Here is a 12,827-nt window from a genome sequence, read left to right as displayed (position 1 = left end):
GATGGTAGCAGGTGCGTTTCACCCTGCTCCGCAGGCAACAGCGCGTGAGCGTCGGACCCGGAGCCTCCGGCTCCAAAAATGGGTTTTGGCGTTCCGCGACAAGTATTTTTGCGGTCGCAAGGTCTCGATTACAGATTTACCCTTGACTTCAAAAGTCCTGGAGAGATGCTAAGGGCAGAGGCAGCACCCCATGATGTCCGGCCAGGAGACCACCCACCATGTTCATCAAACCTCGCCGGCTGTTCACCATCATCGCGCTGGGACTTGCGTTCGCAGCACCGAACGCTCATGCGGACACGTACGAAGACGACATGGTTGCCGTGAACGCGATGAACACGGGACTAGTGATCGGACTGGCTGCAGGAGAAGACACGGCCCCGAAGGCAGCGCCCGCAGGCCCAGCCTCGGACGCCAAGGCTTGCGTTCCCGCGGCGAAAGACGTGCAGGGAACGTCGAAGGATGACGGCAGCAAGGATCTGCTGCTCGTATGCTTACTGATCCTGGTCATGATCTGGTTCATTTCCTTCACGGCCGTCGCCCTCGTTTGACGTTTATCGATGGTTTTCATACGTTGGTCATAGCTCCACCACCGAGCATGTGACCATGACCACCCTCGACACCTCCCGAATCATCGACCTCACGCGGCCACGTGTCGTCACGGACGGGCACGTCAAGCTCGCGATCGACAACCGCACCGGCGATCCCATCCACGTTCGAGCGCTCGACCCGCGCACGCGCAACGGCATGGCCTGCGACTGCACGTGCATCGGGTGCGGAGAACCCCTTGTCGCCCGGCAGGGTGACGTGATGACCTGGCATTTCGCCCACCATGCTGTTACGGACTGCCCCGCGGCCGGCGAAAGCACGCTTCACCTGGCGGCGAAGACGGTCCTGCAACGCACCCGGCGGCTCGGGCTTCCCCACTACACCATCGGGCACCGCCACCAGGTGATGGTCGCGCCGCACGAGTTCATCTCGAGCAACATCCGCCAGACCCTCCCGGAGAAGCCGGCGTTCACCTTCGCCACCGTTGCGCTCGAGCAGGCGTTCGTCGCCGGCACGGCGGTTCTGGACGACCGGGGCACGTGGACGCCACGCCAAGAGTATCGGATCGTCGCGGATGCGGTCGGGACGACCAGCACCGGCAAGACCTGCCTCATCGAGTTCGCGGTCACCCACCGCATCGATCTCCGCAAAGAGCAAGTGCTTTTCGCGCTCGGGCACCCCACCGTCGAAGTGCACCTCGGCCACCTGCGCGACCAAGAGGAAAGCCCGGACCTCGTCGAACAGGTGCAGGGGCACCTGGAAGGGCTCACCCATCGGTATTGGGTCGTTCCGCCCATTGACCTGGTGAAGCGTGCGGAGATCGAAGCCCGGCTGTACGCGCAGAACGTGGAGGAGGTCGAGAGGCAGGTCGAAGCGTGGAGGAGGGAGCAGCGGGCGCGGTGAGGGGTTGTGCCGTCCGTACGGTTTGCTAAGTTGGTCCATCGCGATCGCACACCGACGATCGCTCACCCACCGGAGGAGACCATCATGACCACCACGCCCACGATCCACGTCCAGCCTATCACCGGCGAAGCGACCCACACCATCAACTGCCCGTGTTGCGGCAACCCGCGGCTGATCGTCCATGACGACCACATCGAAGACGCGATGAAGGTCACCGGCAAGGAGCACTTCATCGAAGACGGCGACACGGTGCAGGGCATCTGGAGCAGGCTGAGCAATGAACAGCAGAAACGCGAAATGTATTCGGCGTGCCTGGAAGTGGGCACCTGTCCCCGGTGCAAAGGGCGGCATTTCATCATCGAAATGGCGCTGGTCGATTCCTTCGCGCGCGATGGCACCACCGAATACGACGATTACTTTCAATGCCTGCTCGGCAACGTCGATCTCCGGCAAGGGGGCCATGCGGTATGCACCCTCGACCAACCGATCGACGGCGTTCCCGGGTCGTGGCTGATGTTCGAAAACTTCACCGACGACAACAAGCCGATCCAGCAGCATTGGTTCGGTCCGTTTCGCCTCGACCGCCCGGAAGACGTGGAGGGTAGCAACGGCGTGGCGTACCACGGTGGAGACGCCGAACCGTGGATCTTCGGGCGGGACCTCGTGGTGAAAGCGTGGGACGCGTTGTGGGCGCTGATCGTGGAGCGCACGCCGGAAGCCATGCGAGCCCAGCCGATGGAGCGCATGACCATCGAGACGATGTTGGGGCTGATCGGCGACGGGATCGAACGGGAAAGCGACGAAATGATCGTTGGGCTGCTCGACAAAGCGTTCCGCGACCTGCGGGAGGCGGACGACAAACGGGAAGAGCGGATGTTAACGCAGGCGCGGGGCGCGGCGATCACCGTGCTCGGCCCCCCGACGACCAGTCCGCAAGTGACGAACACCGGAGCGATCGACGCCGCGCGGGACACCGATTCCACGCCGATCTCCACGGGCCAAAATGAGATCACCCCCGACTTCGGCGACCTGTTCGATAGCCTCTGATCGGGGCCCCACCACCTAACCCAAGGGGCGCACGCGCGCCCCGTTCTTCGTCTGATCACTGCTCCCTCAGGTGCCTTTGTAACCGGCACAGGGTTATCCACCGGCACTTGTGGACAACACCCCTGGCAACGTCCCGTAAACGCTGTGGAATCGGTGTGCGCGTAAACGGGACAACCCGGCCCGGTGGAAAAACCGGGCAAAGTTGTTCGGACTTCCTGGACCCATTCCGACACGGCGTGCACGCGGTTGTTCGTTCTGGAACCCCTTGAGGCAAAACGGTAAACGGAGGTTGTCCACAGTTTTTCCAGGGGCTTGTTAACTGCTACTACGTGTATACATGCTCATCCACAAACCGTAAACCAGAGCCCAGGCTGGATCGCCCTCCGGCTGCTTTGCTCCTGCTCAAACGGTCCAGCAGCGACGCGACGCTCGCGTCCACGTTCGTTGGCAACACGTTGCCGAGCGTCCTCATCCACGTCGTTCCCCCGTTGCACCCGTCCCCGGTCCGTCTCTTCATCGACGCGTAGCGCTGCACGTCCATGCGGTTCAAGGGTCCGCTGCGCCACGCCCATGGCGTGCCCTTGACCGCCCGTCCCGTTGTGCATCGCTGAATCCGCGCCGAGACGGCTCCGCGGACAGACGCAACAACGACAGGAAAGGCAGATCATGCGCACGGCAACCACCAACGATCGCAACACCAACACCGCGGCGTTCCCCCGCACCCCCGAGAACGGGCAACCACGGACAGCGATGGACGGCGACCGACGCGAGGTGGTCCTCAACGGCTGCAGGATCTCGATGCTGTTCGTCGCAGCCGCAGGCGGCTGGGTCAACGTCAAGGTGACCAACGCTTAAAACCAGGACGGGGCGCAGAGCGCCCTTTGGTCACTTCGCCCGGAGACACCTCCGGCGGGGAAGGCGGGCACCGTCCACAAGTCCCCCAACACCGCACCCGTTCCGGTAGGCAGAGGGTCATTCCCGATCGGCGTGGTCGCACCGTTGCCGCTAGCGTGAAAGCGCGAAGCGCAGTGCCCGGAGCCGAAGGCTCCCAAAGGGGTTGGGGTGAGTTCAGAGGCTGGGGTGTCATGCACCCAGGCAACGCCTTGTAAGGCTTTAGTTAGTGGTGAAAGTATATAAGTCGCGGTCCCCGATTAGTTATTGCTTTCCTGAAAGTAGTACGCGAGATTGAAGGCACGGCGACGGATGACCCGGAGCCTTCAACCTCCAACCACGGGAAGCACCGCCATGTCTCTTGAAGCAACGCTCGACGACTTCGTCCTCACTCAACTGATCAAAGGCTGGCCCGACACCATCACGTTCGAAGTGATCTTGTACACGGACAACGTTGATCGTCTGTTCGCGTGCTACCTGGCCCTGCTCGACGAATACGAATCGGACGACATCCCCGAGGACCGCAACGACGAGGACGCGATGCACGCCCTGCGCGAGGCGCTGCGCGACCGGCTCGAGGAACTGGTGGAGGAAGGCAACGGCGCGGCGCACGATGCGCTGAGCGCGTGACCGGCGACAGGAGATCCCCATGACCATCGTCAACCTGATCGACATCGACATCAAAGAGACCGTCGGACTTGTCCGCCGATCCCTGAAAGAAGCCTTCCCGACGACACGATTCAGCGTCCGGCGCGGAACCGGCTCGTGCTGGAACTACATCGACGTTCGCTGGACCAACGGTCCGACCAGGGAGCAGGTCGGCGAGATCACCAGCAACTTCGTGGACCACGCGCGGATCGGCTACGACGAGTTGTACGTCCCGCCAAATGTCGTGTTCCGCATGGAGAACGGACGACCGGTCCCCCTGCGGTTTGCAGCAGCGTTGATCACCCACTCCGACACGTTCGAACCTCTAGGCGGGGCGGAAAGCGTTGACGTGGCACCGCAACCGAGCCCCACGGCCGACGCCATCCAATGGCTCAGCAACGATGCGTACAAGGCGCTGGTCCATCGGATCGTGATGCAAGAGCAGCAAGACACCCTGCGCGCCGTTGCGGATGCGGCAGTGCTGCACGCAGGCGTTGTCCCCGAAGCACCCGCACGCCGACGCCTGTGATCATCCCCGGAGACCAACCCATGCCCCTCTTCCCCAACGATCCACCTACTGGCTGGTGCCACGGCGACCTGGACGCGGTCCTGCATTTCGACAGTACCAAGACCGGGGTTCTGATCCGGCGCGCGCTCCGCGAAGCGTTTCCGGGTACTAGGTTCAGCGTCCGCAAATCGCAGTACCCGTACAAATGGGAAACCATCATGACGGTGCGATGGACCGACGGGCCGTCGCGGCAGCAGGTTGAACGGATCACAGAGCGATTCGTGAGCACGCGCAGGTGGCGAGCCAAAGTACCCAGTCCCAGCCCCTTCGATCCAGAGGGCATGATCGACGGGCCTGAATGCTGGTCACGGATCTATCGCACATTCGAAGGCTTCCCGATGCTGCTCGGCACGGACATCGTCGACGTGCATCCGGTGGTCTTCGGACCAGAGCAGATCAGAACAGAGCGGTCGTTCACCGCGGGGCTTCTCACAGCAATCGTGAGTGACCACCCAAGCTTCAAGAAACAGTGGTGGTACGTCGCGAAGGGAATCGAGGGCAGGACGGGGGATGAGGTGATCGACGATGCAGCGCTCCCGGTAGACGTGGACGAGCGGTACGGCGTGACGGTGGTGCGCAGTCCGACGGCGGAGGCGATCGCGGACATCGACCGGGAAACGTTTGAAGCGATGGTCGCGAAGATCCGGAAGGTGCGGGCAGGACGGCGGATGGGAGCAGGGCACGAGCGCGTGAACGTCAAAACCGGAACCGACGCCTAAAAGCAGATGGGTCACTTCGTTCCCCGGGCACTGAACCCGCAGACGCCAGAGGCGAGGAAGGCGGGCTCTGATCCGTAGGAAACGGCGCGTGAGCGTGTCGTCCGGAGCCGCAGGCGCCCAAGAGGTTTGAAGGGGTGATGTGTATCCAGGTGCATCGCACTCCATGATCCGAGATTTTTTTTCATTTTTACGGTCGAACTACCCGATCTGCCCTTGACTTAAAAAATCCTAGAGCGACTATAAAGACACGGGCAACGCGCGACACCACCACAACACTTCGGAGTTCATCATGACCACCACCGCTTACTTCATCATCAACGAAAGGATTTTCAACGATCTGCTCTTCACCGCCTGGCCGCGCATGATCGACAACGCCGAAGTCGCCATGAACTTTGACCGGTTTCTCGAAGCCTACATCGCCGCGTGCGACGAAGACGGCGCAGAACGTCCCGTGGACGACAGTTCGGCATGGGAGGACGTGAGCAGCAACATCAGGGAGCGCCTCCAGAACATGATCGAGGAAGGCGGCGGGTTTGCGCAGGACGCACCGCGGCACCGCTGATACGACCGATCGACGTTCTCCCCAGTGCCAGCGGGAACGCTGGTCGGGGCGGTACAGGAACCTGCGTCGTGCGGGTCCGCGAAACGGAGCATCACCATGCAACTCATCATCACGAAGGACTTCAACGACCTGAAATCTTGCGACGGAAAAGTGGTTGGCGTCACCGTCACCGATGAACCGATCAAGATTTCCCTGCGCAGCGTCGTTCCACTCGCCTCCTACAAAGCTCTGGCAGCGCTTGGACGTCAACCGGGGTGCTCGTTCGATGCGAAGACGAAGACAACCACCATTCCGCTGATCAGCAAAAACGTGTTCACGCCGACGGTTGTGTACATCGGCATGGACGTCTACGAGAAGAAGAACCCCATTCAAGTGATGAGCTACACGCCCAATCCGACACACTCAAGCGCCAGAGCGATCAACGTCGATGCCGCGGGCTGGGACGATGTAGCGATGATCGTGAAGCTCAACGAAAAAGGAACGCGTGATCTTTTCGCCCTGGTTCAACGGCTGGGACGTGAGGACGCGAAGACCTTCGCGACGGTGAAAGACGCGATGGCGGCGCAATCGAGCAAGCGGGTCAGCCGCTCGGCGCAGAAGAGCGAGGACGACGAAGACTACGCAATCGCCGAGGTGGGTCCGTTCGAAGACGCGGACCACGACCACGAGTGAGCCCCGCCGATCATTCTCCCATTCTCCACGTGCCCATCCTTGGCGGGATGGGTTTGGAGGTACTAGACGATGGAACGTCGAAACCTGAACAGAGGCTGAAAAGCAGATGGGTCACTTCGTTCCCCGGGCACTGAACCCGCGCACGCCGGAGGCGATGGAGGCGGGCTGCATCTTTCGGATCAGAGGCGTCAGCGGGTGCCCGAGCGCGAAAGCGCTCCAAATGGTTTTGGGTTTTCCTCGCGTCAGGTGCATCGCACTCCATGATGCAAGTATTTTTGCATTTTTAAGGTCGAACTACGCGATCTGCTCTTGACTTAAAAATAGCTAGAGCGACTATGAAGGCACGGGCAACGCGATCGCAACGCCACCAACATCCCGGAGCAACACCATGACCACCATCGCAACATTTGATGAGTTCCAAAAACTCCTGTGGAACAAACAGAGGTTGCTCGTGCTGAACACCGCGCTGCAAGCGAAAGACAAATCGCTAGCGATCGCCGAGCAGCGAGGCATCATGTCGGGCCGAGGCGCTTTTGTGTTGCTCAAATATGGCCGTCGGGCGCAGTTCTTTAAGAACTGGCGTGAGGTGTTCGATCACGTTTTTCCTCAAGAGGCACTTCGCGAGGCAGCGGACGAGGCGATGCAAGGCCGCAAGGAAGAGAGGGTCGCGCGTAAGAGGCTCTGAACCGGCGAGCATCCACGTTCCGCGTCGTGCCCGCCTCATGCGCGGGTCTGGGCGGTACAAGGCCGGGTGTTCCGGACCAGCCTCAAGGAGACCACCATGATGACCACTCCCACGCTCAAACCCATCGCATCCGCGGTCCACGGGTGCGCCCCATCTCCGATCACCATCGCCTGGCGTGCACCGATCACCGAGGGCGTCGCGCTGGCGCACTGGGTGGAAGTCCTTCAAGGGATCCTCGACGTGCAGAACGCGGAGCAGCAACGGTCCGCCGCGACCGTGTGGGCGACGATGAGCGCCACGATCTCTGGCGTTGTCCTGGCCTGGTGCGCGAACGAATGGCTGCACATCCCGGAATCGAAACGGCATCGCCTGACGGAGCAGGAGCGGTGCGAACAAGCGGATCACCAGATTGTGCGCTCGAGGGGCTTGGGCATCGCACGGATGCTCTCGAACGGGCATCGCACACCGGACCAGCGCATGTTCGATGCGCTCGAACGGCACGATCACCCGGCGTTGCGCCGTGCGCTCGCGGCCGGGGCGAGCATCCGGGCACGGTTCGTCCCGGATCGATACGACGATGGGCGACGGCACGGCTGCAAGCAGGGATTCCGTGATCCGGTGGATTGCAACGGAAAGCGTCCCATCGTGTTCGCGGTGCTGGAGGACGACACGGAGGCGGTCCGGCTGCTGCTCGACGCAGGGGTGGAGCGGAGCGATGCGTTGAGGGCGCTGGACGTGGTGGCGAAGCGCGGTATCGAGTGGTCGGGCGTCAGGGCCATGCTCGAAACGCTGGAACTGCAGGACGTTCTGGCGGGAACGGAACGGCGAGGCGTGAGGGCGCGGGTGAGAGCAAGGCTGTGAGGGTGCGGGAACTTCAAAAGCGGAATCAAGGCTAAAAGCGGATGGAGCCTCCGGCTCTCACACTCCACCCGGGACGCACCTGCGGTGAGGAAGCCGGGCGCCGGCGTGAGGTGCGTTTCACCCTGTCCAAGAGAAAAGCCCCCCGTTTGACAGGAGGCTTTAACTCACTATGATGGGGTTGCGGTTCCGAGTGTTACCAGCACCGGGAACTGGATTGTGTAGGCTGCTACGACGACCCAACCTTCGGCCCCTCGGGAATCATCCTAATGGGCGATTGGAAAAGGTCAAGTACCCCCCATTCCGTCCAGATTCCGGTGCTCCGCCTGGAACCGCTGGCGACCCGAACAAGTACGCCCCCGTAACCACCCGTGGGGATCGACCGGTCAGCGAAAGCGGCCCGAGGTCGATGGTCTCAAAACGCGCGCTCAGCGTGCGAGCCAGTCCAGCAGCGTTTCGTCCCACAGAAAAGGCGCGGGGAGTGCTCAACCTGGCCCCGCTCGTGTGCCCTGACGGCTCGACGTTGCACCATGGACTAGAAACGATGAGCGGGGAAGTGCCCGGTGACGGCTGGGCCACGGTGCAAAGTTTCGACAGAGAGGCGCCGCGTCATGCGGTGGACAGACCTGGCACCGGCGGTGTAACGACCGTGAACTGTCCGTAGATGGGTATCGTTCCTATCCCATCCCCGGCGATGTGGCGCCGTTCCCAGAACGGTTTGGCCCAAGCGGGAAAGCCATCCTTGCCCAGTCGCTCTTGCGGCACGGCAGGGATGAGGCTTTCTGGCTTGGGCCGGGGCGAAGCACCGGGCCTTGCCAGAACCAGGGGAAGGAGTACGTCTCCAGTACCGAGTACGGGCCACCTTGGCCGGGCACAGGCCGGAGGCTTCCGAAGGATCACAGGCGGTAGCACCCGAAGGGATCCAGAAACGCCCACCCTCCGTAGTTCGCAGGGCTTGGCGGGTGGGGAGGAAAAGCGGGCGCGCGCCGCGATTCTTCCGTTCGACTGTGATTCGAAAGTTGAGCCGACAACCTGACGCCCTTACCCAGCAAGGCTGGACTGTCGAGGTGCTTCGCACCCTCGCCAGACCTCTTGCCTCCGGCGTCGGGCAGGTTGCGCATCCACAGCCCGGCTTTCTCCCGCAGGGCAAGGGGCAAGGCTCCATCCGCAGGGTACGGCGCGAAGCGGGTCGCCCGGATGCGCAAGCATCCCAAAAGGGTTGGGGTTGGCGGTGGTTTCAGGTGCATCGCACCCTATGAAGAAAATATTTTTGCGGTTTACCGGTCTAAATACCCGATCTGATATTGACTTAGAAATCCCTGGAGCGATGATCAAGATGTAGGGCGAACGCATCACAGCGCCACCATCCGGAGACCACCATGTACACATCTTTGACGCAAAGCGAACTCGACGAACTGCTCGCCGCATCCAGCAAAGCGGGATCGTCCGTCCGCGTGTCCGTCGATTCCAGGCACCTGACCATCAAGCTCGCCGCGGTGGTGGCGATCTCGAACTACAAAGCTCTGGCAAGCCTGGACCGGTGCGGTGGCGCCCGGTTCGATGCGCGATCAAAGTCCACATACATTCCGCTGCTGGACCCGACGTTGTACAAAGATCGATCGGACTGCCCGGATGACGCCGTGCTCGTGCTGAACATCGGCATTGGCTACAAACCCGAGATCTTCAAGTTGGTGCGACGTCTGGCCGGCGGCAAAGCGAAGACTTACGCGTCGGTGGGCGCAGCGAAAGCGGCTCGCAAACCGCGCGCATCGAAGCCATCGGCACCCAGCAACGCACGAAGCTACGATCGCGAAGTCTGGTCCGACGCCGAGGGGGACTTCGTGCAAGCCGGGGAGGGTTGGCGCCGCTGATCGACCCAACCGTCCGTTCTCCTGTCGCCCATCCCCCCCGGATGGGTTTGGGGGTACCTAGCCGAGGTGCTTCACCACCCGGCTTCAACCCCAACACGGAGAACCCCCCCATGCCTTCGCGCGCACCTCGCACCACCGTTCCGCCCGGCTGGCTCCGCACAGCGGACGTCGCCCGGCGCTTCAACGTTCAACCCACCACCGTCCTGCGCTGGCAGCGCATGGGGCACCTCGCCAGCACGGTCGATCAAACCGGCAAGCGGCGGTTCGACCCATCGCACGTCGAGGCGTTCGACCCCGTCGCACACCACAAGCCGGCCGGACGTGTCGGCGAGCGCAACGGTTTGCTGACCACCCCCGAGGTGGCGGCCGTGATCGCACGTTCTACGTTCTACGTGCGCACCCACGCGAACGCGGGGGAGATTCCCTTCACCCGGACGGCATCCGGCGTCCGGCTCTACAACCCGGACGACGTCCAGGCGTTCCGCACGAAGCGCGAGCGCGCAGCGGCGAGCATGGTCTCGTTCAGTGACGCGGCGCGCCGGCTGGGTTTCAAAGGGCCCGCGTACGTCACGCGAATGGTCGCGCGTGGCGACGTCCGTGTAGCGCTTGACGGGAACGGGGCGCGTCGGATTCCGGTGACGGAGGTCGAGCGGGTGATTCGGGAGCGCAAGGGGAAGCCCGTTCGGAGCGGGAAGCGTTCGAGCAAGGGAGGCTGAGCCATGGAGAAGATGGAAAATCGGCGGGCGAAACAACGCGCTCGCGTTGATGCGGCGCAGAAGCTCCAGAACTGGCTTGCGCAAGGCTGGTTGACCTCGAGGGACTTGTCCGAGCGGTTGGGTCTGACGCGACAACGTATTCAGCAACTCCGCGTGAAAGGACGTTTGCCGGGCGCTATCCGAATCGGCAAGCTTTGGGTGTTCCCAAACGACGCGGTGGCGATCCTGGGAGCCACGAAGGGTCAGAAAAAGCCGAAGGCACCCGGTTTGCGTGCTCAGATGCGGGCAGAACGCTGGCTCACAACGAGAGACGTGGCGGAACGCACGGGTCTAGCGCAGTGCCGTGTCTTAAAGCTCACGAAGTCGGGGAAACTGGCGGGGACGCAACGCGGTTCTCAATGGTTCTACCAACCGGACGACGTGGGGCTTTTCCGGGCACAACAGCAAGAGCAACATAGGGCAATGGCGCAGATGCGCGCAGAGGGCGGGCTCAACGCGAAAGACGTGGCGGAACGCCTCGGCGTGTCATACCCTCTCGTCTTGCACTACAGAAAGTCGGGCAAACTGGCTGGGACGAGAATCGGCGCGCAATGGTTCTTCCGGCCGGACGACGTTGAAACGTTGCGCGCGCAGCGGGAGCAACGGGAGCAGCGACCACGAGGGGGGATGGTCGAAACCATAGAACGCATGCGTGCAGAAGGTTGGCTCAACACGAAAGACGTGGCGGAACGCCTCGGCGTGTCATACCAATCTGCTCTCAAGATCGCAAGGTCCGGACAACTGGCGGCGACCCGGACGGGCTCACATCTGTTCTACCGACCCGACGACGTAGAGACGTTGCGCGCGCAGCGGGAGCACGACGATATCGTGGCTCGGCAACAACGGGAGGACGTTCCGGGCGCGACGCAAGTCGGTGGGCGGTGGATCTTCCAGCGCTACGCGGTGCACCGGAGCACGACCGGACCCGGGGGCTCAAACCCCTGACGGTCGCATCCGCGCCCTGGACACTTCACCCGGGAAGCACCTGCGGTGACGAAGGCGGGCCTGGTGGAATGTCCCCGAACACCACGGAGAAGGAGCGGGGCTTTATGCATGGCGTCGCATCCACCGGACGAGAGGGCGCGCAGCGGGTCGCCGAGCGCGCAAGCGCTCCAAGGATTTGAGGTTTCATTGTGTCAGGTGCAACGCACTCTATTACGCAAGTATTTTTGCGTTTTAGCGGTCGCAATCCCTGATTTACTCTTGACCTGAAAAATCCTAGAGCTACCTTGACTGTATAGGCCGCGCACACGCAACGCCCAACCCATCGCCCCGGAGTTCATCATGACCGCATTCACCGTCCCCACCTTCACCTGCCGTAAGACGTCGCGCATGGAAGCGATCTTCCTGGAGTGCGTCGAACGCGACGACCCGGACTGGGTACATCCCGACGCGAAGGACGGCGAGTATTTCGAGCACAACTTCATCGTGATGGACGCGGACGAAGTGGAGTTCGCGACGTTCCGCGACGAGGTGAAGGCAGCGTCCTGCATGGACATGATCGAGGTGGCTCGGGCGCACGTCGGCGAGAACGAACGCCGGAGCCGGATGGAGGACGTCCGGAAGATCTACGGCTTCCGTAGCGTCGATACCGTCGCCGATTTCTGAACCATCCCGAACGACCCGAAGACCCGCCAACGCAGCGGGTCTTTTCACAACAGGAGGAAACACCGTGGCAAAGCACCACCTGGCGGCCGGCTTCACCATTGCGCTGCTCGCAGCGCTCAGCACCCAAGCGTCCGCAGGGACGAAAACGGCGAGCATGTCCGTCGGCGTCACGATCGTCGATTCATGCACCGTCACCGCATCGACCCCCACGAGCGCACCCGGTGTTGCGTGCTCATCGAACACGGTCCAGCCGCAAGTGGTGCAACGCACCGTCGAAGCCCCGGATCAGCAGGAGCAGCAATCCACCCTCACCGTCGTCACGTATTGACGCACAGGGTGAACTGCACCTGGCGAACACGCAATGCACCTAGCCGAAATATTTCGCCTGCCCCTCTTGCGCAACGTCCGATCTAGAGCAACACTGAGTGAGTAGGGGATCAACACCCACATCACGTTCGACGAGGGCCAGCGGGAACGCTGGTTCTGCAGTACAA

The 12,827-nt window shown here is 62.3% G+C and carries 16 protein-coding genes; all 16 read left to right on the top strand.

Going from position 1 to position 12,827, the window contains the following annotated elements:
* The first annotated feature begins 218 nt into the window (after window positions 1-218).
* The 16 genes from AC57B1_RS03810 to AC57B1_RS03735 all read left to right on the top strand — a co-directional run bounded on the left by AC57B1_RS03810 (window position 219) and on the right by AC57B1_RS03735 (window position 12,661).
* On the top strand, window positions 219-548 hold the full coding sequence (locus AC57B1_RS03810) for a hypothetical protein (protein WP_496416624.1): 330 nt from the start codon (window positions 219-221) through the stop codon (window positions 546-548).
* A 55-nt stretch (window positions 549-603) separates the two neighbouring features.
* On the top strand, window positions 604-1,449 hold the full coding sequence (locus tag AC57B1_RS03805; protein WP_496416623.1) for a competence protein CoiA family protein: 846 nt from the start codon (window positions 604-606) through the stop codon (window positions 1,447-1,449).
* A gap of 84 nt (window positions 1,450-1,533) precedes the next feature.
* Window positions 1,534-2,496 (top strand): hypothetical protein, encoded by a 963-nt coding sequence (locus AC57B1_RS03800; protein ID WP_496416622.1) that lies wholly within the window; start codon window positions 1,534-1,536, stop codon window positions 2,494-2,496.
* A gap of 666 nt (window positions 2,497-3,162) precedes the next feature.
* Entirely contained in the window at window positions 3,163-3,351 is a 189-nt protein-coding gene (locus tag AC57B1_RS03795) for a hypothetical protein (protein WP_496416621.1), read from the top strand.
* Between the two features lie 390 nt (window positions 3,352-3,741).
* Window positions 3,742-4,017: a hypothetical protein gene (locus AC57B1_RS03790; RefSeq protein ID WP_496416620.1), complete on the top strand. Its 276-nt coding sequence runs from the start codon at window positions 3,742-3,744 to the stop codon at window positions 4,015-4,017.
* 19 nt (window positions 4,018-4,036) lie between these two features.
* The gene (locus AC57B1_RS03785; RefSeq protein ID WP_496416619.1) at window positions 4,037-4,564 is read left to right on the top strand and encodes an LPD29 domain-containing protein; all 528 of its coding nucleotides are present in this window, start codon (window positions 4,037-4,039) and stop codon (window positions 4,562-4,564) included.
* A 20-nt stretch (window positions 4,565-4,584) separates the two neighbouring features.
* Window positions 4,585-5,322: an LPD29 domain-containing protein gene (locus AC57B1_RS03780; RefSeq protein ID WP_496416618.1), complete on the top strand. Its 738-nt coding sequence runs from the start codon at window positions 4,585-4,587 to the stop codon at window positions 5,320-5,322.
* 289 nt (window positions 5,323-5,611) lie between these two features.
* Window positions 5,612-5,884: a hypothetical protein gene (locus tag AC57B1_RS03775; RefSeq protein WP_496416617.1), complete on the top strand. Its 273-nt coding sequence runs from the start codon at window positions 5,612-5,614 to the stop codon at window positions 5,882-5,884.
* Window positions 5,885-5,980: 96 nt separating this feature from the next.
* Window positions 5,981-6,556: a hypothetical protein gene (locus AC57B1_RS03770; protein ID WP_496416616.1), complete on the top strand. Its 576-nt coding sequence runs from the start codon at window positions 5,981-5,983 to the stop codon at window positions 6,554-6,556.
* A 388-nt stretch (window positions 6,557-6,944) separates the two neighbouring features.
* A complete protein-coding gene (locus AC57B1_RS03765; RefSeq protein ID WP_496416615.1) occupies window positions 6,945-7,241 on the top strand; it encodes a hypothetical protein in 297 nt (98 codons plus the stop codon).
* Window positions 7,242-7,337: 96 nt separating this feature from the next.
* Window positions 7,338-8,102, top strand: a complete 765-nt coding sequence (locus AC57B1_RS03760) for a hypothetical protein (RefSeq protein ID WP_496416614.1) — start codon at window positions 7,338-7,340, stop codon at window positions 8,100-8,102.
* A 1,376-nt stretch (window positions 8,103-9,478) separates the two neighbouring features.
* Entirely contained in the window at window positions 9,479-9,970 is a 492-nt protein-coding gene (locus AC57B1_RS03755) for a hypothetical protein (protein WP_496416613.1), read from the top strand.
* 110 nt (window positions 9,971-10,080) lie between these two features.
* Window positions 10,081-10,686 carry a MerR family transcriptional regulator gene (locus AC57B1_RS03750; protein WP_496416612.1) on the top strand — a complete coding sequence of 202 codons (606 nt, stop codon included), beginning with the start codon at window positions 10,081-10,083 and terminating at the stop codon, window positions 10,684-10,686.
* A 3-nt stretch (window positions 10,687-10,689) separates the two neighbouring features.
* Window positions 10,690-11,670: a helix-turn-helix domain-containing protein gene (locus AC57B1_RS03745; RefSeq protein ID WP_496416611.1), complete on the top strand. Its 981-nt coding sequence runs from the start codon at window positions 10,690-10,692 to the stop codon at window positions 11,668-11,670.
* A gap of 339 nt (window positions 11,671-12,009) precedes the next feature.
* Window positions 12,010-12,333 carry a hypothetical protein gene (locus AC57B1_RS03740; RefSeq protein WP_496416610.1) on the top strand — a complete coding sequence of 108 codons (324 nt, stop codon included), beginning with the start codon at window positions 12,010-12,012 and terminating at the stop codon, window positions 12,331-12,333.
* Between the two features lie 64 nt (window positions 12,334-12,397).
* The gene (locus AC57B1_RS03735; protein WP_496416609.1) at window positions 12,398-12,661 is read left to right on the top strand and encodes a hypothetical protein; all 264 of its coding nucleotides are present in this window, start codon (window positions 12,398-12,400) and stop codon (window positions 12,659-12,661) included.
* Window positions 12,662-12,827: the final 166 nt, after the last annotated feature.

It is taken from the genome of Paraburkholderia sp. BGA-UO-ETr-F21 (genome assembly GCF_059567925.1).
The sequence above is the reverse complement of the archived record's forward strand: the minus strand, read 5'-3'. Positions and strand labels throughout refer to the sequence as shown.